The organism is Butyrivibrio sp. AE2005 (assembly GCF_000686965.1).
GTDB lineage: Bacteria > Bacillota > Clostridia > Lachnospirales > Lachnospiraceae > Butyrivibrio > Butyrivibrio hungatei_A.
This window is the reverse complement of sequence record NZ_JMMD01000020.1, coordinates 14,146-37,900: the sequence shown is the minus strand read 5'-3', so window position 1 is coordinate 37,900 and position 23,755 is coordinate 14,146. Positions and strand designations below refer to the sequence as shown.

The following is a 23,755-nucleotide window of genomic DNA, read 5'->3' as shown; positions in this document are numbered from 1 at the left end:
GTCTATTCGCACATCACCCAATCACATCTCTTATATCCGTCATCCTCCCAAAAAACGGATCTTCCACCTTAAGCTTCAAAAAATCTTCATCCATTATCCGGATCTTATTTACAAGAGAAAGAATCTTCTCATCCAGCCTCTTATTTTCTATTCTTGCAGCCTCAGGCACAAGTTCAATATACTTCTCAAAATACTCAATTATTCCCTTCTGTGCTTTCTCAAAGACCTCTATATCTGTTTTGTTTCTGGTCTCCTTAGCAAAAACAGGTTCACCGCTTTCATCAAATTCCTCAAGCTGCGGAAACGGCGCCGTAAGAATAGTTTCCAAAATATAATAATTGTCGAATATTGCGCTTCTGTTTTTCTCTTCATCAGAATAAAAAGGTTCTATATCAAGCCCTTTATCCGCCATAAATTCAGGTTCCAACTGCAAAAAATAAAAGCCCTTGATATGCTGATCAAACAATTTCTGAAGATACATCTGTGTAGTGCCCTTTGCCACAAAATCAAACATTCCAATTGAGCCCTCATCCATGTTCAGCTTATCAATGTATTTTTTATAATTCTCGCGCTGTATCTTGGACTTTCTGAGTATCTCTTCTTCACGTTCAGCACACGAAACATTCGCAGCATCTATACCAAATCGTCTCTTTAACGCTTCATCCGCGGATCCGGAATACTTCATGCTGTCCACATATTCTATATCTTCCGGTTTCTCCATCCCCGCGCGGATTGCAGCAGTTCTGGACGAAAGAAAATAAAAAGACTTAGCACTCGTCGCAACCTTCTCGTAAAGCTTTATCGGCAGATATCCGTCTCTGGCACAGAACAAAAGCTGCTTATAGCCCTGTTTCTCAGCTCTTCGCTTCATCCACAAAACAAAATCAGTGATCATCGGCGCACAGAATGAATATCCTATCCCAAACGAATCCTTCACAGATACTTTTTGCGAAGCTTCTTCAAACCAAAACGGACTGTTAAAAACCGACGCGATCAGCATTCCGACTTTAACTCTGTCAGAATAGCTCTTTATCTCATTATCCAAACCAAAGCCGCCCAAATGATCATACAGATCGGCACCATTATATATACGCTGAGTATCTATACCATATTCCGAAGCCTTTTCAATATCCGTCGTTTCATCATCACCGATATGCAAGATTTTCTTCCCCGGATATCTTTCTTTGAGAAAAGAATACAGCCCCTGCGTTTTCGACACTCCATACTCACAGGAAGCAAAAACCTCACTAACATCGCTCAGTCCAAATCGGCCAATAATACTCTCTATCTGCTCTCTTGAATAGTAAGTATCCGAGGTAATGCAAACTGTCTTCCCTGCAGAAATCGCACTTCTGCAAATCCCGCATACATCTTTTCTCTCAATGATAGTTTTTTGATCCAACATCCATTCAAAATCCGCCAATTCTCCCGCGGATACGGAATGTACGTCTGCTGCCTCAAGAAGAAATGCGTATATCTCTTCCAATCTAGGCGCATGACTTTTTGACAGCTCTTTCTCAGCATACAGACGGAGCCTTGCGAAATCAGGAATGATAATGCCCTTTTCCTTAAGCTTCAGATCTATCAATTCAAAAAGATCCGTGTAGCACATCTCGATTCTTGCAATCAGAGTTTCAAAAAAGTCAAAGCTGATCACGTCTGATTTCTCTATCTTTTCCAGAAGGCACTGCACGGTATATCCTTCGAGCCCGGAAAAGACATATGACACATCGTTTACAGCAAGAAGATCCTTACCTCGAACATCAAAAAGAGCGATATTTTTTTCAATGCATAATGCCCCTATCCTCTTGGCTATCGCCTTGCACGATCCCGGACGAGCAACCACTATTATAAGTGATACTCCACTTTCTACTGCTTCCGAGATTGGAATTATGGGATAGCCGTAGATTTCACCGTCTTCTCTGAAGCCGTCAAGGAGGCCGACGATGCAAAGAGAATCTCCATACTCAGAAAGGAAACGCTCTGTTTCTGTACCAAGACCGTAAAGAGCAATTTTATTATCTTTTTTTCCGTTCAAAAGCTCTTTGATATCATCCATCTACTCAACTCACGCCTTTCCAATCATTTTTTCAACATATGTCAGCAGGTTACGTTCAAAAGCTTCAGCCGAAAAAATATTTTCATATATCTCGTAGGCTTTTTCTCCCATGCCCTTTAACTTGTCAGAATTACTTACACACCAAATAATCTTTTCCTTAAGCCCCGATACATCTCCCGTATCAAATACAAGACCATCATATTCATCTCTGATATACGCAGCCGTACCGGTCGCACTTGAAACAAGGCACGGAACTTTATGCATCATCGCTTCTGCACAAACCGTCGGCATCGGGTCCTCTCTCGACGGGCAAATCAGTACATCTGAACCATCCAACAAACGATGCACTTCTTTTCTGGATACCGTTCCCGGCATAAACACATTTGGAAAGGCTTCTATTTTCTTAGAAAGACTTTCAGCCATAGATGATGTTTTTTGTCCCACCAAAACAAATTCAACTTTCTCCAAAATATACGAAGGCAATTGCTCAATAGCTTCCGCCAAAAGATCCTGTCCTTTACGCCACTCTATATATCCAATCGTGAGAAATTTTAATTTATACGTTTTTTGAAACCCCATATATCAAATCCTCTATCGTCACATCCGATCTATATTTTGCCATCGCTTCTCTCGGAACAGGACCGACAGAAAGTAGTTTCATATTATGCGTATCTATTCCCAACAGCCGTTCCTCTTTAATTCCTTCATAAAAAAATGGTGAGTCATGAAGCCACCATATAACCGGAATCTCCGAATTCCTTTCGGAAAGAAAAACATTATAATTGATCGTATTACATATGATTAGTTCAAATCCTTTTGTCCATGGAAGTTCCTTCATAGTACATATCTGAAGCCTTTTATCGATAATGACCGGGATAGAACTTTCCTCCAGCTTGCTTCTAAGCTCACCATCAAGCATAGACGCATAAACAACATCATATCCAGCTTTTTTTAAGGTAAGCGCAGCATGATACAATGCCAGCGCCGGCCCGCCAAGTGTCAGATCATTCGAAAGAAGAAGTATTCCTTTCGCCTCTCTGTTTTCCGGCAATTCCTCTTCTTTTTCAAAAAGAGCTAACTCATGAAGATCAAAAAAATGATATATCTTATTCTCAGGAACACCGATCCACGTAAGCTGCTTTTTCATTTCCGTCACATAAAAACTCAGAATTATAACAGCATCATACTCAAGCCCCGTAATACTCTCAGGCGAAACAACCGGCCACCCGTCCAACTCCGTGCCCTGTTTCTTTATATCATTATCCAAAATCGCCACGACATTCTTTCCAATAAACCAATGGCGAAATCTCCTATAATAATCTCCGGTACCAAAGAGAATATATTTTTTTGTGTCATCAAGATGCATGTGATCCTCCGCGTATCTATGCTAAACTTTAACGCAATTTATCAGAATGCTTAATCTTTTCATAGCATGCTACTATATTTCGAATATCGTCATCTTCAAAACCCATATCTGAAAGTGTCACTTCATCACATATATACCTAAGTCCGTTAAAGGGATAAGACGCATACCATACATCCTTATGACAGGCCAATGCTGCTGCAACTCTATGCGCACCATTAATTAGATTTCCGTTACTATCCACCGGAATAAATTGTTCCTTTATAAATCCATCTGTATTCATAGAGTTTACAAGTTTTCTAAAGCTTTCCTGAAATGCCTTAATCCCTCTCTTATTTGAATACTCTGAAAAATACGCAGAAATATAATTTTCTGTAGGTTCTTTAGCATCACAGCCGGACATAATAAACTGCTTATACAATCTCTCACCATATCCATCACATATATCTGCTAACAACTCCGATGCATATAAGTATCGAATGACAATATCTAATCGTGTTTCTTTGAAAAAAAAGCTTGCATCAGTCTTCTGCGCACTTTTCATTTCCTTTTCTATATCCCTATCTTTATACCCATAAACAATATTCTCATGTATAGAATAATCTTCACTCCATATAAGCCTATCCTCAGAAACACTCATATCAATAAGATCCTTTCGAATAGATTTATATACCTGTTCATTTTCCGCAGTTATAACTATATAGTCATATTCAGCATTTAGAATCTTTTGTGGTTCATCAATCGGCAAATTAAGTCTTCTAAACCACTCATACTGCCTATCAACCCACAATACAACCTCTGCATATTTGGAAGTTTTTATTTGCCTATAAAAATCATATCCAACTTCCCCTGCACCATAAATTATAATGCGACACCCTTGCGGTATAATTGAAAAAGGAAACAAAAATCTCATAATTGTTTTTCCGGTAACTCCCACAATATTTTTTCTTCAGCAACTCCAATATCATCTAATCTCTTTTTTATCTCTGACAAAAATCTTATATGTTCAACTCCTATAACTACATAATCACAACTTTCTTTTTTCATTTCTTCAGGCAACAATAGCGGAAAGCCTTTATCCTCCGTCTTTGCATCAACCCAAGAAACAACTTTTACAGTTGCCATGCTCTGAAGTTGTGCATAGTAGCATCTTCCAACCATTCCCGCGCCATACAAAACAACATTGCAATTCTGCATACTCAGCTGTTGCCTAATCTTATCCGGAAGCAAATATACAGTTTTGGTCAAAACACCATATTCCTTGTATTTCTTCTCTTTTAAAAATAAAAACTCAGCAAGTGAATAATTAACTATTTCTGATTTCAGTTTCTTCCAATTCTCATCTTCAATATATTTATCACAATCATTTGCAAGACCAATGCGCGAAAAACCATCACCATGTAAAACTTCATAAACTTCAGCAAAGCTATTGTATGAATTAAACCATCCCGTTCTCTCAAAAATATTTTTTATTGCAAAGTTATAATATATTTTCCTTCTTTGCATTAATAACTCATCATTCTTAATTCTGTTCCAAATTGCTTCAAGAACAGATATAGTATCTAACGGGCTGGTGTCATGCCGTCTCATTGAACTTCTCGGATTTTCACTCCTGTAATGAACCAATACTTCATCCAAAAAATCCATTTTAGAAGCGTAAAAAAGAGCAAAAAAAGTAAAATACATACTAAATGCGGTAACTCTCTCATCCTGATGTCGAATATTGTTCCTTGCTAAATAATCATGCCTGTACATCTTATTCCATACGGTTGTAGTTGTGTAATGAAAAGGATCACCATCATATTCTTCATACCCGCTTTGCAAAAGCCATGGCGCAGGTTTCTTTATACCTGTTTCATAGTGGAATTCATCAGCTGCAAATACCAGTACATCACTTTTTTCGCGTTCCATAAACAAAACTGTTTTTTCAATCAATTGTTTTTCAAATCTATCATCTGCATCCAAAAAAAGGATATAATCTCCGTTTGAATGATCATATCCCTTATTACGTGCCGCACCTCCACCACAATTACTCTGTGATACCAATTTAATGCGAGCATCTTTTCTACAAAAATCTTCTATAATTGCCTCACTATTATCCGTAGAGCCGTCGTTTACGCATATAACCTCAAAATCTGAATATGTTTGTGACAACATATCTCCCAATGAATCTTCAAGATAATCTTCAGCATTATATACTGGAATAATTACAGAAACCTTTCTACCTACGTACCCCACCTATATCATCTCCATACTCTTAAGCAACTCTTCCGCTTTACGTTTATTTTCCTTATCTTTGTCAGTAAACCAACTTGCAGCATATTGATGAATTGAGAATGAATTACTCGTAATGTATTGCCTGCCCGTATGATTGCTCTGAACTGTAAGATAATTCATCGGAAGAATAGTCACTCCATCTACAACCTGCATCTTACCGTTACATTTAAGCCCATGTTTCTTCAACACTTCGGTCTGATAAGTCGGAGATGCAATTGTATTCAAGCTACCATCTGCATTCACAAAATTTACATTTTCATATAGTTCATACATTTCCTTTAAAATATGAACCCCGGGTTTAGCTCCAAATCCTACTCCAAAGGCAACTTTCTCATTGTCCTCAAACCCTGCATAAGCCGGCAAATATAACAGTTCATCCAACGGCTTTAGCAATTTCACATCAGTATCAAGATAAATACCACCTTGATTATAAATAACTTTCAACCTGAAATAGTCCGGAACAAATCCATATTTTCCTCGCTCATAAGCTTCTTTTACATATTTACACTCATTGAGATCACAATTGTTTTCATCCCATCTTACAACTTCATAATCAGGACACCATTTATACCATGTCTCAATATTCTTCTTATACTCATCCGGAATATCTTTTTTTCCAAACCAGAAATAATGTATCTTACGAGGAATCTGTTCCGTATCGCTCTTTCCAATAATCTCATCACAATCTTCAATAGTAATCAAATTCTTCTCATAATTTTCTTTTCTCATCAAAAGAAAACTGAATACAGGCAAACCTGATGACACTCTTTTCTCCAACACCTGAAGTATTTCCGAAAGAGCACCTGAAGTGATCAATATAACCGCATTATCGATATCATTCAATACTTCATCCAAACTTTTTATTGTGTACTTATTGCCATAAACTAATCTTTCTTTTCCATGCTTATCTTGATTGCCATCTACTACTTGAATAGATTTACATACAGTCGGAAGTACTGTCAGAATCTCGCTCATCTCATCAAGCATTTTTCCGGCTCCATAGCAGATAAGATTTTTACCGGCAATATATTCTAAAAAACGGTCATAATAAGAATTATATAGTCTCATTTATTCTCCCATAAAATCAGTCTAGATGCTCCATAATAAAGCGATACTTTAATATTTTCTTTTTCTTATTTTCTTTTTTTTCATCATCAAGCCACGAACCTGCATATTGATGAACAGAAAAGCTTTCTTTATGTGCTTGTCCAATACCAATCATATTATTGACTGAATTAAAATATACCGGAGACAACACAAGAAAGTCATCATATTTTCTCGACATTCCATCGCATAACAGTCCATGTTTTCTTAATATCTTTGTTTGATATATTGGGCAAGGAATAAGTTCTTCACCTTCCTCAATATTCGGAAATTGCATGTTATCATACTCATTCAACAGTTCTTCTAAAATAACATTTCCTTTTATTGCACCATATCCCAAACCACAATTCACATAATTGGAATCTTCATAACCACAAAAAAAGGGAAAGCTTAGCAAATCATCCCAAGGCCTTAACATTTCTACATCAACATCCAGATAAATTCCTCCATATTGGTAAATCACATCCAATCGTGCATAATCTGAAACATAAGCATACATTTTTTTTTCATATGCAGCTCTCATGTATTTATTCTTGTTAAGATCATAATTATTCTCATCCCATTTTATTATTTCATAATCAGGACAATACTTTTTCCATGTTTCAATATTATCAATAAATGATTTTGGTATTTCAGTATGTCCAAACCAACAATAATGTATCTTTTTGGGTATTACACTACTTCCTTTATCAGAAAAATCATAGTATGAATAAGTCGGTTCAAACAACTTTGGAATATAAATTACTTGATTGTCAAATATAGGTATCTCATCAATCTGACGAATAATTTCTTCCGCATATTTATCGGAAGCCAAAATAACAATCGCATTTTGTATTTCATCATATTTCTCTTCAAATGAGCGAACATCGTACTTCTTTCCGTTAACCTCGATTGTCTTTTGCTTATAATAATTGTCCAGAATATATAGTAGATTAAAATCAACATCCTTATATTCCATTATAAAATTTTTAAAATCTTCACCGGCACAAAGACATATAACATCTTTTTTTAAAATAAGTTCTCTAAATATTTCTGATGTTGTATTTTTAATCCTCACCATAACCTATTCCTCAAAACCAATATGTCACTTAATACTCCATTATTATTCTTTCAAGCGATATTATTTCTATAGCATTTTTTTTGGATAATACATCAGTAAATACCTTTGAATAATCATAAGTTGCAGTTACCACAAGCACATCTACCTCCGGCCAATCATCATCAATACTCAAGACCGGATACCGACAATATATATCAGTATTTCTATCAACCACAAATAATGGTTTCATATCATGTTTTTCCATTTCAGAAAGAAAATGTTTTCCCAATAATCCGTATCCATAGATTGCAACTCTCTTCCCGCTAAGTGATGAACAGATATTTTCATTTCTTTCCTTTAGACATAACCACCTATCCATAATCCTATTAATATGACGTTCTCTATCATATCTATCGCATGTAGCATCATACAATGTATGATCTATACTACTTTCCAGACTTTTAATCTCGCTTACTTCATCATTATTTTCACTAGACTTCGCAATTGATTTTCTAAGCGAATTCAAAAACTGATCACCATAAAACATGTCCGGTTCTAAAAACATGCCTTCTCCCCATTCATTCCAGGCATTGATAAACATCGCTTTGCATTCATTTTTTTTATTACGAAGAATTAGTTTTGTCATTCCTTCTTCAAATATGTCAGGAGACGCATCAGTAACAACCAGTCCCGTCTTTCCTCGCCGTGGAGTATCATCATATCCGACAAAACCGCACACCGACACTTTTTTCCCAATTTCTCTGCTTAGAAGATCATCCCACAAAGTGCTGTAATCATAGCACTTAACTCCTTCCTTGTTTTCCGGCACCCTTCTTCTCATAACATCTATTGGTTCAGATATGAATAGCTCGTCCAATACATTAAGTAACACTAATCTTGTAGAATTACCTATAAAATATATTCCATTTAAATCATTTTGAACCGCAAGTTCTCTCCAGCACTTAACCATATTCGCCAAATCAGGAATATCATCAGGTCTATAAAAAGCAAATACTGGTTTCCCATCAATTGTTATATATCTTTTATCTTTAAAAAAAGGTAACAGATACATAAAATGCTCTTTCCAATCATTATAGTTACCATATTTTTGTTCCAGTAAAACATCCTGTCCTTTGGGAGCTTTATTATTAAATTCACTTGTCCAAACATTTCTATTGCTCAGATTGCTCCAAGTTCTAGCCCATGTTTCATTCGCCCAAGAAAAACAGAAAGGCAATTGAACATCTTCCCATTTTAGAAGTAACTCCGCAGGTTTTTCTAATATTTTCCGTCCATCTTTAAACCAATAATGATAAATACATACTCCATCTATCCCGGTACGTTTCACTTGGTCGGCTTGTTTTACAAACGTATCTTTTTTGGTCAAATCGTAATAATCACCATTTTGAGGTATACGTGGCTGAAAATGACCTGCAAACAATGATGTACCTTTTTTTACTGCTGTCCATTCCGTAAATCCTTCTCCCCACCACTCATCATTTTCCGGAATTCTATGAAACTGTGGTAAATAAAGTGCCAAAACCTTCATTTATACAAATCTCCCTAATCAGTTTTAATGAGCATCGTTAAGTATTTTCTCTGCTCGAATCAGTCCTCTCCTTAACACAGAAGGTCTCATAATATTAAAATGTTCAACATACCACATATATCCATCAGAATGCTTTGTTTGGAAACCATATTCTTTTAATCTATTATTAATCGCATCATACGCAAATTCCTGATGATATGTGCAAATAACTGCCTTCATTTCTTTTGATCTATTTATAATATTTTTTGCACCATTTAATGCATAATACTCCTCTCCTTCTATATCCATCTTGATAAAATCAACACATTCCTCATCCACCTCTAGATCTATTGTTGTTGTTCCTATATCACAATAATCGGATACTCCTTTATTAATTATTTTTACTTTATCTCCATATTGTGAAAAGGTCATATGTAAAGCTTCTGCCCATTTTTTATCCGGTTCAAATAAATACGCTCTCTTTATATGATCTACTATATCTAACGTAAAATTACCCTCTGCAACACCTGCATCTATAACAACTGATCCATTTTCAACTTTGAAACAATCGGTCAAGTATCTATGTGGCGATTTCAAATCCTGTTCAATAAGCAATGATCTATAATAAGCTCGCACCTTTTCCTCATTATCATAATTTTTCGAGAAAAACATTTTCTTACCATTATGAATCGTATACAACAGCCCATTTTCAGATTCAATAATCATATCTTTACAGTTATATTTTTTTGTAAACTCATAATTGAACACATCCAATGGGTTGTTATTCAAGTAAGAAACAATTTCATGAATTTCTTCATCTTCAATATCACGATATCGAGTAATCAGTTTTTTCTTTCTAAAATACTCATTTTCCAGTATCATTGATTTCTTATCATTGAACTCATCACATATTTGAGTATAGATTTCTTCTTGTTTATACACTGAAATATAAATATAGCACTTTGAATATTTATCTAAGATTGACGGAGAATAAACCTCATATCCAAAAAATTTTGATCCAACTTTATTTTTGTCATTATCTATATAGCCAAGTATCTTTTCTTCGCTAAGTTCATTGGCATATATCTCATTCAACTGCCGAGCACGTAATCCCGTTCCCCAAATAAAAATCCCAAAATTATCAGTCACTTTGTCCCCCTATTTTTATTCATATGCATCTTAATTATGGTTTACTTCATCTAAATCACAAAATTTATTTATAAAACCAACGGGGTCAAAAAAATATTCAACATTTTTCTTCAACATATCATTTGACCAATTCCACCAGCTTATTTCTAATAGTTTCTTAATTATTTCCTCATTAAATCGTTTTCTTATCACTCTTGCAGGCACACCAACAACAACCGAATATGGTTCAACATCCTTTGTCACTACAGCTCCAGCGCCTATTATTGCACCATCCCCTATTTTTACACCACTTTTAATAACTGCATTTGCTCCAATCCATACATCATTTCCAATATATGTTTTTTTATTTTCCCCAACATTAATAACATTATCTACCAGATTAAGCTTTTCATTTCTACGAGTAACCTCAATAAGATTTTTCTTATAAGATTTGTCATCTTCTATACCAAAAGAATTTTCTCCTATATAGTAATAAAATGGAGATGTTGTCACAGCGTCCAACTCATGATCCAACGCAAGCAATGCCGTGCCATTTATAGAGCAGAACCTCCCTATATCAGCAAATGGTGATATACTCAAAAAACTCTTGTACCCATATGTACATTTTCCGATTTTACAACCTCTATAAACGATATCCTCAGAAGAAAACAGTTCCTGTTCTCCATTATCCTCTGTGAAATCTATAATTTCCCTTTTGCAATCCGGAATATAATTCGGTATTATTTCTACAATTTCTCCGGTTAAATCAATTACCGATATCAGAAGGCATGTTGCTCCTTCAAAATCATTTGGGCTAATCATATCAAAATTGAGAATATTTGAATTATATTTAGATAAATTATTATCAATTACACCTTCCACTTGAAAGCCATATCGCGTCTCAATAAGCTTCTTGCAAAGCATTCCCAAATGCCCATATGGATATATGTAAAACTTACTTATTCCCTTATCTATACATTTTTCAATTGATGCACATATTCTTCTAATATAGAATCCCTCATCCATACACTACTGCCCCTACTACAATATTGTATTTTTTATAAAAATACCTAATGTTGCTTCTTGACTCTCACTCCACAGATTCTTGGTTACTCTCTTTTTCTCTGCAGGCAATATATCAAACCAACACATATCTCCAACCTTTTCAACATCCTCTGATAATTCAAGATCTACTTTATTTACATTCAAATTATCATTTACAAAAAATAAATTATTATCTATTATCGACGTGATAATTGCTTCATTTGATTCATTTGTATCTGCGAAACAGCATCCATGCACTTTTGAAAGCTGATCACAAATCTTCACCTGATTTGTCTGAGTATCAATCATCAGTGACTCATTTGCAAAACATGCTGGCAAAATAATCACTTTGCCCAAATTAAACGCATCAAAAAATCTATACTCAGCCTCCCTTTCCTCTAATTCTTCAGTTAAAATTGTTTCAAAAGATATTCCCTCCTTTTCACCAATAATTCCTTCATTCTGTGACCAACGGACTATCCTCATCTTACTATTATCAACCAAATAAAAAATCCCATCTAAATAATAAAACAACTGGTACTTATAATCTGCAGGACCTACATGAATATAATCCACATTATTATTTTTGGGATCAAAACAACATAATACATTTGAAAATGTAGTACTAAAATATATTTTATTATCTATCTGTCTAGATAAACTGAATATATTTTCTTTATTATCAATATTCTTTTCGCTATCCTTCAACAAAATGCTGAACCAATCTGATAAATAATCTATTTCTCCAAATTTTGGATCATAAACCATTATTTTATGTGCTGATTCAGGCATTATATAAAACTTATCATTTATAAAACAACTTGATCTGAATTTAATGCTGATATCAGATTGAGCATTATCTAAAAAAAACACTCTTCTTTCTTTTGTTTTTATATCATAGTCAATCAACCTATCTGCCTGCTCTGGTATACAAATCATTCTATTTTCATATCTGCCAGTTAAGGTGCATAAAAAGCCGCCCTCCACTCCATATTGTGGAATAATATATGATTCTATATTTATTTCCCCTGTCTTAATATTTCTTCGGCATAAGAAATTACCGGAAACAAACCACATATTACCTTCATATACTTGAAAAGATTCACACTTCAACAAATACTTTTTTTTCATCACCCAAACGCTCCATTAGAAATAATAAATAGAATACTGCACTTCAGAATATCATGATTCTTCCGCACCTTCTTGTAAAATATTATAATTCTTATCTTAAGAGATAATACAAAAACTCATCTAAACTCATTATTCTTTTAAAGTTTAGACCATAAGCATAAATAAGCATATTTTCAATTTCATGATAGTGAGGACCGGAAGTTATAACTATTATGTCAAAAGGTTTTTCTTTTATAGTAGATGGATGAAATATTGTAAAACCATCCTCATCCACTATTTTTAATTCTCCCGCTTTTATATCAACAATTAATTCTATTTCTATATTCTCATTATATATAAATTTTTCTCTCTCTTTTTGATATGAATACCCTCTACCATAAAAAATAACTTTAATCTTCCGATTATAGACCGATAAAAAATGCCTCAACCAATTTCCTTGAATTGGACGTAAATAATTTTCAACCTCCATTGGTAAATCAAAATACTTATTTAATAAAGGATTTGCTACTTGCTTATATTTTAGATTTGATATGGCAATTTCATTATCCCATGCTTTTGAATAATCACTCTCATATACATGAAACTTTTCCGGAATTGCTCCAATTCTGCGTGCAGTAACATATAACAATCCAGAAAACTGCGAATCAAGACCAGTTTTACACCCTGACTTTTCAGGATCAGGAATATGATAAAATCTTGTTCCAAGCCCGGCAATTGAGTCTTCTCCTGACAAGCGATATGAAACATCCAATAATTCATATCCATTCTCTTCACAAAATAATCTATAAAATAATTCAGCAGAAAATTGATAAAAGCCGTGTCCATTCCATCCATTAGTAGGTGTCATTAATACCAATGTTCCACCAATTTCAGGCATGCTCATCGCATTTCGTATTGATGTTGTATAATCAAACACATGTTCAAGCAATCCCCCATCTAGAACAAAAGAAAAACGATTTTTATGTTCTTCACTTATAGGATTAGAAAAATCAACTAAATCTGTAGCTTTTTCATAATCACTTATATCATATGAGCGAATTTCCTCTGCACCTAAAGCTTCAAACATTCTTTCGCAATAGCCATCATCCTGAGTCAAAGAGTCCGTTCCCATAAGATTCGCTATTCTTTTTTCAACGCCAAAGAACCACTGTCTTCCCAACATCGCAGATTTTGAAAAAGATACTTGGAATCTTTCCTTAATCCACAAAAGATAACAGTATTCATAACTCCCCATCGCCATAATTTTCATTCCTCCCAATCGAAAACATATAATGTCATGCCTATATTATAAATCAGCGGAGATAAAAAATCTCCGCTGATCTAGATTTAGATATAGGCTAAATATTTATTAACACTTACTGAACTACTAAAGTGATTTCTCCCGTAGTATTTGCTCCATCATTAAATACTACAGTATATTTATATGAGCCTGGTTTGGACATAACGCTACTAACCGCACTCTTACCAAGCTTAATCTTTCCTGCCTCAGTAAGATCAAATGCAGATGTTGCATTTCCACCGTTATAAGTGATACTGCTTATCGCTGTGGCTGCTTTTGAACCAGCTCCAAGGCTATATGTCCAAACAGCATCTGTATCTGCTGCCGCTGTTACACTGCCAACTGTAATACTAGGTGCTGCATCTGTAGGTGTTTCTGCATATGACCATGTTACATTAACAGTAGGAGCTGTAGCATCAGCTGCGATTGGAAGATTACTTACTGCGCCTTCCATGCTAATATCAATGGTCTTCCAGCCGGTTGCATCAGATTTTGCTGCATAAGCATACGCACCATTATCAACCTTCGTTTCAAAATTACCAGGAATACCTGCTATATTCGCTGTAATAGTCTGTTCTGTAGCTGAAACTACTGTTGTCTCATCTCCAACTTTAAGTCCAAGATAAAGATTAGGATCGCCTGTTGTTGCAACTGTACTACTTTCAGCAAGTGCAATGTCTTTTCCACCGTCTGATGCTGTTGTTTTTACCTTAACTGAAAGTGTTACATCACAGCTACTTTTATTAGTTACTGTAAGTGTATTGCTTTTATTAGCATAAGTATTGGCAGCAGTGAGGAAATATACGCCTGTATCTCCCTCTGCAGCAGGGAACGTTGCACCTGAATGTTTTGCACCACTAGTCGCACTAATAAGTCTTTCAGGATCCATTGTGTAACTAAACGGAGTTGCTCCTTCTGCTATTGTAGGAAGATCAACATTTATAACTTTCTTTTCCAAATGTCCTTCTGATGTACCTGCACCATCAGTATTACCACTAGTTACCGGACCATCCGCAAATGCAGAAATGCTACTTCCAAATACCATTGTTACTGCAAGAGCAGCTGCTAAAATTTTCTTTGTGTTCAACATAACTCGTACCTCCTTGATATCTTTCTGGTTATGCTTATTACTTTTACCGCATCTTCCTGACACGATATGTTACCATGATCATTGTTCTATGATTATCGTAAAGGCTACTCTCAACGTACTTACAGTGTTCTGATTTTCGTCGATAAGGTGATAAACCATAACGCAATCATATGTACCTGCATCTAATTTTTTTTCTAAGGATATATCAGTCATCTCCGATCCTCTCGGTATTACCGGAGATTGCAGAATGGGCTCATTTTCGTCGCTTGCAAGAAATACATCAAAGAATACATCATTGGTATTCCCAGCATCGTTTTTTACATAAGCATCTTCCGATACAGCATCTCCTGTCGCAAAATGCCATGTCGTGCTCATCTGCGTGCTATAATATCCGGGCGCAACATACTGCTCATTTATGAGCTCTTCTGCGACTTGTTCCGCGTTAGTGCTTGTCACCACAACATTGCGCTTCACTTCATCTCTTACTGCGCCATTCCCCTTTACCAGGAGAATTATTACAGTCACCAGTAGTGCAGCTATCACCACGCCGCCTCCGATGAATGCTACCTTCGTTCCTTTACCCATAACCTTTTCTTCTTTTGCCACCTTAGTAGCCCTCCAAATGTAATATTTTACATTTCTGCTTTTCCACATTTACATCATGCGCAGGGAGGCTCTTTGCCCCACGATCTGTGATGTATGATCTTAATACACTTCTGCGAGTTTATTTTCGCCACCACCCGCACTTTCTGACTTCTTAACAGTCTGAATCCAATGAACCTATATAGTTCACGTTGACAAGTTGCTAATCAAGCCATCACCATCAAGTCATGGATTCCTATTTCATAATCCGGGGCCATAAAAGAACTTTTTGTCCTTACTTTTTTCGTCATATAAAGTATTCTGATTATACAAAACTAAACGTCTAAGCGTCAATAAATGCTCAGAATACTACATTTTTTGTAACATCCTTCATGTCGCATCTCATTCTTCGCGCCAGTAAAGGATTTACTAATTTACATATCGGAAAAAGTGTTAGAGATATTTATAGTGTTGCGTTCGAATTTATAATTATTTTATATTTGATTGGGAGGTTATATCCCTTCGCGGTTGGAGGCAAAAAAGGATTATCTAAAATCCTTGTAACCGGATCCAGAAACAATTGTGATTTTGGAAACGGATTCTATTTAGGAGAAACCTATAATCAAGCTTTTTCATTCGTTTTTGAAAATGATAAGTCCTCTGTATATTCATTTAGATATTCCCTTGATGGACTAGATATTTCAGTATATTTTCAAAACTGAAAAAGCCTTAAACAAGCTGATTCCGATAGAAAAATATTACCTTTGCGCACCTGAACGCGACGAATGTAAAAAACAATTGATTGAACGCAGCTTTGAAATTGACACAAAATTAAAACTTGCAAAAAGAGAATTTAAAACCGGCTCATACATAGAGGAGATTTTTGATGAGAAACTTTGACCATAATGGCTTGCTACTTGCAGAATACCAGGGAAAGCTTTTTGAAAAATCAAGTGATTTAAATTGTTCCACCGGGATTTTTATAAGAAGATTTTTACATTCCGAATTGTTGAATAAGTTAGATTCCAATAATCCCGCATTACTGTCATTGGATGTAAGCGAAGGAATTACAAGTATTATTGAGCAATTTGGTGATACTGATTATGGAAAAATAAAATATTCAAAAAGTGCATTATTCTGGATTGGGTATATGTATCGATATATATCATATACAAGAGAAATATCCACAAAATTCATCCTGGATATATTTACGTATAAGCAGATGAACGATGTATATTTCTCGTTTCACACTCAAACCCCGGAATGGTGCATTAATAGTTTGTTAGATATTAACGGAATAGATGATAGCATTTTTGACAACAATCTTCGGCTAAAAAAAATAATTAAGAAAAAAGGGAAATATTAACTTGTTTGTTCAAATTGTACAAACAAGTTTTATTTCTATCTTCCTAGACTATAAAATGGATCAAGATACGGCACTTCATCTCTTTTTACAATTTCGTCAAATATAATAATAACAGCGCAACGTTTGAACACGACAAACATTGCGCTGTTGTTTTTATCTTATTATCTTCTCAAAATCATCCTTAGGATGCTTACAGATCGGACAGATATAGTCATCGGGCATATCTTCGCCGACATACTCAAATCCGCATATTGTACATCTCCATATTGTCTCACCTTTCGGAGTCTCTCCAACCGGCTGAGGCTTTGGCTTGATATTATTCTGGTAATATTCATAAGTACAGGAAGGTGTATCTGCAAGAACGTCCATAAATACAGGTTCACAGATGAACAGCGTATGTGAACCAAGGTCGACTTCTTTTTCCACATTCAGAGAAAAGTATGCATTAGTCCCTTTTGTTATATAAGGAATACCGTTATCAGCAAGCTTATAATCACTAAATGATGCAAACTTATCCACATCTCTTCCGCTCTGGAAGCCAAAGTGTTTGAAAAGCTCAAAACCCGCATCGTTGCTGATAACAGAGATATTGCACTTTCCTGCTTCTTTCAGCATGTCATGAGTGAGATTTGCCTTGTTGATCGCGATTGAAATCCTGTTGGGATCCGACGCAACCTGAACAGCTGTGTTGGTGATACAGCCGTTTTTCTTATCACCGCTAACCACAGTACATACAAATAAGCCATAAGATAACTTATACATTGCCTTAGTATTCATAGAAGATTCTCCTTTCTTCCAATAGAAACATTCAGTGCCGCCTACCTGTAATAATTATTTTAGCATACCTTTTTAAACACAATAATATCAAAAATAAAGATTGCCCCGGATTCTTCATCCGGAGCAACCTTATATATTAGTGGGTTATGTTTTCTAATATTTATCTTACTGAAGGAGTGAGAGAACACCCTGATTTGTCTGATTAGCCTGAGCGAGCATTGACTGACCTGCCTGAGCAAGGATATTGTTGTTAGAATATCTAACCATCTCCTCAGCCATATCTGTATCACGAATCTGTGACTCAGCTGCCTGTGTATTCTCAACGACGTTATCAAGGTTCTTGATTGTGTGCTCAAGTCTGTTCTGAACAGCACCGAGGTCAGCTCTCTGGCTTGATACTGCCTCAAGTGCACTCTTGATTACCCCGATGGAATTTCTTGCATTTACACCGCTTGTACCTATAACCTTAACTTTAGTTCCGTCAATTTCAAGACCTGAAGCAGTTAGTTTAACAATATCAATTTCAATCTGGTTAGTATCAACAGCTTCTGATCCAACCTGAAGTTTCTTATGACGGAATGTTCCATCAAGAAGATTTGTGTCATTAAACTGTGTAGAAGCACCTGTCCTGTGAATCTCATCAACAAGTGCATTGATCTCTCTCTGGATGTATTCACGATCAGAAGTCTGAAGAGTATCGTTAGATGCCTTAACTGCAAGTTCGTTCATTCTCTGAAGCATATCATGTACTTCGTTGAGCGCACCTTCAGCTGTCTGTACTGCTGAGATACCATCCTGTGCATTTGCAGAAGCCTGTGTAAGACCTCTTACCTGACGTCTCATCTTTTCTGAAATTGCAAGTCCTGCTGCATCATCTGCTGCTCTGTTGATTCTGTAACCTGATGAGAGTTTCTCACTTGACTTAGCCTGTACATCTGTTGTAATTCCAAGCTGTCTGTTTGAGTTCATCGCTGTGACATTGTGCTGTACTACCATATTATAATCCTCCATGAACGGGGCCGCTTCCCTGCTGCCTTTTTCATCCTTTTAATATTGTGCAGCTTACGCGGACTCCCTTCCATGGCTGCTTGTTTTTTTGTTTTACACTATTATTATCGGCTGTGATTTCGTTTACTTAACCCTTTTTTTTATTTTTTTCAAAAAAACATACAATAATGAATTTTTTTCTACTTTTTTCGATTTTTTGCTAAAGTAAAAGAGATCGCTTGCCGATATATGGCAGCGACCTCTTTGTAACGGTCTTATACAAAAATCAATTTTTCTTATCCAAAAACTGTGGTGGAATCTCCTTGAAGTTATTCATGGTCCTGTAGTAATTAAATGCCACGGCAGATGACTGCTTACTGGTATTCATCTTGCGACGTGCCGCGTCAAAATATTTCTCGGCAAGCCTTTTGTTTCGATGTTCCGCAGCTTCAATCGATGCGCTCCTTGCAGTGATATCACGAATAAGATCCTGCATGCGGCGTATCTGGTCTGCGAACTCATCTTTATTGGCATTAACTTCTTCTTTTACCCTGTCAAAAAGAGTCTGGAAACCATCATCAAGAGAAATAAGTTTATCGATAAGTTCACCCTTTTTATCAACAGTACCGTCAAATGCGATTTCATCAACATTATCGGGATCGGAGAGAATTTCTTTTTGTTTCTCATTCTCTTCCTCAATCTTTGACATAATGTCGATCTTCTTAATAAGACTTTCTTCCAGCATATCCATACTTGAAGATAACATCTTTTATGCCTCCTTAACGGCGATGTTGTTCGCCTTCATGACTTCTACCCAGTTGTCCCTGATGGCATGCATATGCTTATTGACCTCAGCGACTATCTCTCTGTCTTTACTCATATTTGCTTCGACAAGTCTTCTTCCTATATAAGAATACATATTTTCAAAGTCCTGTGCAACAGCATACTTCATATCAAGAGTGCTTCTGAGATAATCTATGATACGTTCCGTCTTCATAATGTTTTCATGTGCCTTTGGCACATCGTTATTCTCAATCGCATAATCCGCGATATTGAGAAACTTTATTGCCCCGTCATAGAGCATAAGTGTAAGTTCCGGGCCGCTTGCACCCATTACCTTATTATTTTTATACTGAGCATAAGCTTTCTGTTGAGTTGTCATTACCGGCATATGTGTTCCCTCGCATTCTGTAAAAAAATATCCGTATAATCATAAGTCTTCATTTTATGCCATTACTGTCCTCCACCAAAGAAGCCTGCCAGAGAAGAACTGCTGCTGTTTATCTTTGAAAGAGCCGTCTCCATAGTAGAGAACTTCTTGTAGTACTTATCCTGTGCAGCCTCAAGTGCTTTCTGTGCATCTGAGATCTTGGTCGTATAAGCACTGTACTGTGAAGCCATCAGCTTATCTTCATAAATTGTAAACGCACTGCTGTATTCCGTACCCCTCATAAGATTAAAGAGCTTATCTGAAAGAGCATTCGACAACTGCATAAAAAAGCTCTGAACCATGTCGGGATCTGTTGATATTGCTGCACTTAGAAGGTCCGGATTTCCGCTGCTTGCAGAGTCATCTTTGTCACCGTCTATGTGAAGCACATCTCTCTCATTCTCATCTGTTGCAAAGTAGCTTCCCGTTGCAATACCAAATGTTGCAAGAGTGATCTTACTTGTCACTCCATCCTTTGATGTTACTTCAAAAGCCTTACTCATAATATCTTTAAGTGCATCTTTTACATTACCGATTGTCTCATCGCCGCTGAGGATTCCGTCTTTGATCTTCTTCTCCCATTCCTCAACCTCTTTATCAGACATTGCATCTTTCTGATCATCGGTAAGCATTTTGTACTTCTTGGCTTTATCTGCATTATAAAGAGTAGCAAACTCCTTCATAAGATCGTTGTACTCTTTGAGCATCTTCTTAATATTGTCGTAGATACCGCTTGTATCCTGTTTAGTCGAAAGAGTTATTCCCTTAGCTTCCTCATTAACGGTAATTGTAAGTCCGTTGATCTCAAAAGTATTTGAATCGGAATAATAATCTTCTCCGTTAAGAACTATATGAGCCCTGCTTCCCTCGATATAATTCTTTCCGTTATTAACAAAGCCCAGCCTGGACATCGCATCACCTTCGGTAACTTTAAAAGAAGCAGCTTCGCCCATCTCTTTTGATGCTACATAAAATCTTCCGTTTCCTTCGTCGTAGTTGAAGTCAAGCCTTGTATGTGTCTTGGAAGAATCTGCACTTTTGAGCTTACTGAGAACACTCTCTATAGTATCATTCTTTCCGATTGTAACTTCGATATTATCCTCAGAATCTCCGCCTATTTTAAACTTAAGTGTCTGAGTTGCAGATTCATCACTGTCCTCGGAAAAAATACCAAGTTCAGTCATAGTAGTTGTCTTAGCCGCATTCTTATTGCCGACCTGAACCTTCTCGCCTGTCAGATATGCAGCCTTTGCAAGACTCGTAACATCAAGTGTCTGAGTAGCGTTCATTGCACTTTCGCCTGTTACGATTGTTACAGCATTTGCATTTGAAGCAGTTGTAACCTTCTTTGAGTAAGCAGCCGAAAACTTCATGCTGGTCAAAGTACCGTTATAAAAATCGGTAACCTTCTTATTAAGCGCTTTTAAAGTATCCTGCTTCCAGGTAAGCTTCTTCTGCTCTCCGGTATAAGTATCAACCTTATCTTTCTTTTTCTGCGTAAGAGCTGTGATAATGCTCTCTGTATCAAGACCTGAGTTCATTCCTGTAATTCTGATAGGCATAATGTTTCTCCTTTCTCAATCCGTGAGATGTAATCGGAAATCCTTTTCCTGATAGAGCCGTTTTGTACGACTTACTATGTTACCTCTTCTCGTCAACCAAGATTCCCGCGATTTCCCAAACCTTGGCGATCATATCAAGTGTCTCATCCGGCGGAAACTCTTTTATAACCTTCTTTGTTTCCTTGTCCACCATCTTGATAGTCACTCTGTTGGTCTTCTCATGAATTCCAAAAACAGCTTCAGCGTTGGACTGAACCTTCTTGGTCATCTCAGAGATTGCCTTCTTGATCTTGGCGTTATCAGCCTGTATCTGCTCCTCTGTCTCAGCTCTCTTGCTCTGATTGCTTGCAAAATTTTGAGCAGATGACTCGTTTTTGGAGCCTGCAGTATTGTCTGCTGCCTCAACCGTAAGATCCATGTTCTGAGCTGCCGCATTTGCTTCATAATCCGCAACTTCGCTCTGAGCCTGGCTCTGATTATTTACCTGTGTTTTTACCTGTGGCTGTACCTGCTGAATAAGCGGGCCAAATCCGTTAATTCCATCCATTCCCATAATCCTATACCTCCATGTCAGAATCAGGAATCACCTGTATATATCAACATTTACGTGCGTCACAAACTCATTCCGTTATAAACATAGTATTTCTTACTGATTATATCGGCCGAAGTCCTTTATTCTTTAGTAATATGGAAAAGAAAATCGTAAATTTTAGAAAATTTTAAGACTTTCGGTCCGTAACGATCATATTTCCAGTATCTTCGGCAGTAATTTCGTATAAGCAAATTCCTCAAACACCTTTTTCTGCCCGTTTTCCGCGATAGCTTTCCTCTCATCCTCATGTTCAAGATAATATGCGGTAAGTTCAAGCATCTCTTCAGGCGTATGCGCGATCACAAGCTCTTTTCCATTCTCAAAGTACTCATCTATCTCTTTCTGGTAAGTTGTGATAAGAAATCCCCCTGCCGCAAGAACATCGAGTACACGAAGCGGAACCCCCGAGATGATGGACCTCAGCGTAATATTGAGGTTAACTTTGCTTCTCCTGAATACCATCGGCATTTTGGTTGAATAATCCGCAACTCCCAGATTGCTGACTCCTTCAATGGGCTTTGCATCAGGCATTGTATACAAAACGGTATCGAATTGCTCGCCCATTCTTTCGAGAATATGTCTTCTTTCGTTGACCGTGACCTTTTTTCGCAACATATCACGAACAATTCTGTCATAGTCAAGATCATAATTCCCCGTATCTTCGAACTTTATATACTCGCGAAGCCTCTTTATGTGCTCAGGCGTTATCGCCTTTTCATCGGTAAAAAAATCGTGTCCGTATATCTTCTCCTGAAGAGTTATGACCGTATCTATATACTCTTTAAGACTTGGCGGAAGATATTCCACCTGATCGTAAAAGTTAAATTCATTGTCGTAGAGATTTCCCAAAAAACATACATCATGCAGATATACTATACTTCCGCCCGTTTCAGCATCAAGCTCCTTACAGAACCCCAAAAGCCTCTTCTCATTAACACCAAGAGGCGAGTACTTAACGGTCTCTATTCCCTTGGCTCTCATCTCATCATAGGTCCCCCTGTCAAAAACATAGACTCTGTTCACAGGATTTTTTATGGTATGTGAATCAAGCGTATAATGCGGACAGTCAAATACCCACGACACGTACAGCGTATCGTACTTCTGGCAAGCATCGGAAATGCTCGGATAATAGCAAAAGCTGTAGACTATGTTGTAATATCTTTTGCCCTCTTCTTCCTTGGTCAAAAGAGCTCTGAATTTAGCATCATCTTCATCTGTAAGTTCATAGCCACTTAGCTTGAACTTTATCACATCAACCTCGTGCCCCAGTCTCTTCATGGCGTCCATGCAGTCTTCGCCGTTAAATTCATCCCAGTAGTAGTATAGTATTCGCATTCCGTCACCATTCCCATTAAATAACGGCTGCCCCTTTCCGGTAGCAGCCGCTGCAAATTCACTTTGATCAAAGCAATTTCTTGAGTTCCTCGATTCCGGATACATCTGTTGCTTCTTTATTCTCATTCTGAATCTGGATATATACTTCTTTTCTGTAAATCGGGATATCCTTGGGAGCCGCGATTCCGATCTTGATCTGGTCTCCTCTGATATCAAGTACTGTAATCTCTATATTGTTATTAATAACGATAGCTTCGTTCTTTTTTCTTGATAATGCTAACATATCCTTTCCCTCCCTATAG

Annotated in this window: 23 protein-coding genes; 1 reads left to right on the top strand and 22 read right to left on the bottom strand. The window is 36.7% G+C overall.

Annotation, left to right across the window (positions count from 1 at the left end; translation table 11 throughout):
* Nucleotides 1-13 precede the first annotated feature (13 nt).
* The 14 genes from DL92_RS0112915 to DL92_RS0112850 all read right to left on the bottom strand — a co-directional run bounded on the left by DL92_RS0112915 (nt 14) and on the right by DL92_RS0112850 (nt 15,648).
* Nucleotides 14-2,059 (bottom strand): hypothetical protein, encoded by a 2,046-nt coding sequence (locus DL92_RS0112915; RefSeq protein ID WP_026667946.1) that lies wholly within the window; start codon nt 2,057-2,059, stop codon nt 14-16.
* Nucleotides 2,060-2,068: 9 nt separating this feature from the next.
* Nucleotides 2,069-2,638, bottom strand: a complete 570-nt coding sequence (locus DL92_RS0112910) for a glycosyltransferase family 4 protein (protein ID WP_026667945.1) — start codon at nt 2,636-2,638, stop codon at nt 2,069-2,071.
* Nucleotides 2,616-3,425, bottom strand: a complete 810-nt coding sequence (locus DL92_RS0112905) for a hypothetical protein (protein ID WP_026667944.1) — start codon at nt 3,423-3,425, stop codon at nt 2,616-2,618. Before DL92_RS0112905 ends, DL92_RS0112910 begins: the two co-directional genes overlap by 23 nt.
* A gap of 28 nt (nt 3,426-3,453) precedes the next feature.
* Nucleotides 3,454-4,359 (bottom strand): hypothetical protein, encoded by a 906-nt coding sequence (locus DL92_RS0112900; RefSeq protein ID WP_155841155.1) that lies wholly within the window; start codon nt 4,357-4,359, stop codon nt 3,454-3,456.
* A complete protein-coding gene (locus tag DL92_RS20400) occupies nt 4,332-5,660 on the bottom strand; it encodes a glycosyltransferase family 2 protein (protein ID WP_051625348.1) in 1,329 nt (442 codons plus the stop codon). The genes DL92_RS0112900 and DL92_RS20400 overlap by 28 nt, the downstream gene beginning before the upstream one ends.
* Entirely contained in the window at nt 5,661-6,767 is a 1,107-nt protein-coding gene (locus DL92_RS20395) for a glycosyltransferase (RefSeq protein WP_051625347.1), read from the bottom strand.
* A gap of 16 nt (nt 6,768-6,783) precedes the next feature.
* Complete coding sequence (locus DL92_RS19330) at nt 6,784-7,863, bottom strand: glycosyltransferase family 32 protein (protein WP_081816906.1); 1,080 nt, start codon at nt 7,861-7,863, stop codon at nt 6,784-6,786.
* Nucleotides 7,864-7,891: 28 nt separating this feature from the next.
* The gene (locus DL92_RS19325; RefSeq protein WP_051625346.1) at nt 7,892-9,391 is read right to left on the bottom strand and encodes a glycoside hydrolase family 99-like domain-containing protein; all 1,500 of its coding nucleotides are present in this window, start codon (nt 9,389-9,391) and stop codon (nt 7,892-7,894) included.
* 24 nt (nt 9,392-9,415) lie between these two features.
* Complete coding sequence (locus tag DL92_RS20390; protein ID WP_051625345.1) at nt 9,416-10,519, bottom strand: FkbM family methyltransferase; 1,104 nt, start codon at nt 10,517-10,519, stop codon at nt 9,416-9,418.
* 30 nt (nt 10,520-10,549) lie between these two features.
* Complete coding sequence (locus DL92_RS21695; protein ID WP_051625344.1) at nt 10,550-11,524, bottom strand: CatB-related O-acetyltransferase; 975 nt, start codon at nt 11,522-11,524, stop codon at nt 10,550-10,552.
* A gap of 15 nt (nt 11,525-11,539) precedes the next feature.
* Nucleotides 11,540-12,673: a hypothetical protein gene (locus tag DL92_RS0112865; protein WP_026667942.1), complete on the bottom strand. Its 1,134-nt coding sequence runs from the start codon at nt 12,671-12,673 to the stop codon at nt 11,540-11,542.
* Between the two features lie 91 nt (nt 12,674-12,764).
* On the bottom strand, nt 12,765-13,913 hold the full coding sequence (locus DL92_RS0112860; protein WP_026667941.1) for a hypothetical protein: 1,149 nt from the start codon (nt 13,911-13,913) through the stop codon (nt 12,765-12,767).
* Nucleotides 13,914-14,028: 115 nt separating this feature from the next.
* On the bottom strand, nt 14,029-15,042 hold the full coding sequence (locus DL92_RS0112855; RefSeq protein WP_026667940.1) for a hypothetical protein: 1,014 nt from the start codon (nt 15,040-15,042) through the stop codon (nt 14,029-14,031).
* Nucleotides 15,043-15,120: 78 nt separating this feature from the next.
* Entirely contained in the window at nt 15,121-15,648 is a 528-nt protein-coding gene (locus tag DL92_RS0112850) for a hypothetical protein (protein ID WP_026667939.1), read from the bottom strand.
* Nucleotides 15,649-16,510: 862 nt separating this feature from the next.
* On the opposite strand from DL92_RS0112850, the gene DL92_RS0112845 reads away from it, so the two are divergent.
* Nucleotides 16,511-16,990 carry a hypothetical protein gene (locus DL92_RS0112845; protein ID WP_026667938.1) on the top strand — a complete coding sequence of 160 codons (480 nt, stop codon included), beginning with the start codon at nt 16,511-16,513 and terminating at the stop codon, nt 16,988-16,990.
* Between the two features lie 153 nt (nt 16,991-17,143).
* On the opposite strand, the gene DL92_RS0112840 is transcribed toward DL92_RS0112845, so the two are convergent.
* From DL92_RS0112840 to csrA, 8 genes are all read right to left on the bottom strand, one after another.
* The gene (locus DL92_RS0112840; RefSeq protein ID WP_026667937.1) at nt 17,144-17,767 is read right to left on the bottom strand and encodes a flavin reductase family protein; all 624 of its coding nucleotides are present in this window, start codon (nt 17,765-17,767) and stop codon (nt 17,144-17,146) included.
* A gap of 165 nt (nt 17,768-17,932) precedes the next feature.
* Nucleotides 17,933-18,763 (bottom strand): flagellin N-terminal helical domain-containing protein, encoded by an 831-nt coding sequence (locus DL92_RS0112835; protein WP_026667936.1) that lies wholly within the window; start codon nt 18,761-18,763, stop codon nt 17,933-17,935.
* 277 nt (nt 18,764-19,040) lie between these two features.
* Entirely contained in the window at nt 19,041-19,520 is a 480-nt protein-coding gene (flgN, locus tag DL92_RS19310; protein WP_051625343.1) for a flagellar export chaperone FlgN, read from the bottom strand.
* Between the two features lie 3 nt (nt 19,521-19,523).
* Complete coding sequence (fliS, locus tag DL92_RS0112825; RefSeq protein WP_026656715.1) at nt 19,524-19,925, bottom strand: flagellar export chaperone FliS; 402 nt, start codon at nt 19,923-19,925, stop codon at nt 19,524-19,526.
* Nucleotides 19,926-19,987: 62 nt separating this feature from the next.
* Nucleotides 19,988-21,526 carry a flagellar filament capping protein FliD gene (gene fliD / locus DL92_RS0112820; RefSeq protein ID WP_026656714.1) on the bottom strand — a complete coding sequence of 513 codons (1,539 nt, stop codon included), beginning with the start codon at nt 21,524-21,526 and terminating at the stop codon, nt 19,988-19,990.
* A gap of 79 nt (nt 21,527-21,605) precedes the next feature.
* On the bottom strand, nt 21,606-22,079 hold the full coding sequence (locus DL92_RS0112815) for a flagellar protein FlaG (protein WP_026667935.1): 474 nt from the start codon (nt 22,077-22,079) through the stop codon (nt 21,606-21,608).
* Between the two features lie 189 nt (nt 22,080-22,268).
* On the bottom strand, nt 22,269-23,558 hold the full coding sequence (locus tag DL92_RS0112810) for a CgeB family protein (protein WP_026667934.1): 1,290 nt from the start codon (nt 23,556-23,558) through the stop codon (nt 22,269-22,271).
* A complete protein-coding gene (gene csrA, locus DL92_RS0112805; protein WP_026656710.1) occupies nt 23,521-23,736 on the bottom strand; it encodes a carbon storage regulator CsrA in 216 nt (71 codons plus the stop codon). The genes DL92_RS0112810 and csrA overlap by 38 nt, the downstream gene beginning before the upstream one ends.
* Nucleotides 23,737-23,755 lie beyond the last annotated feature (19 nt).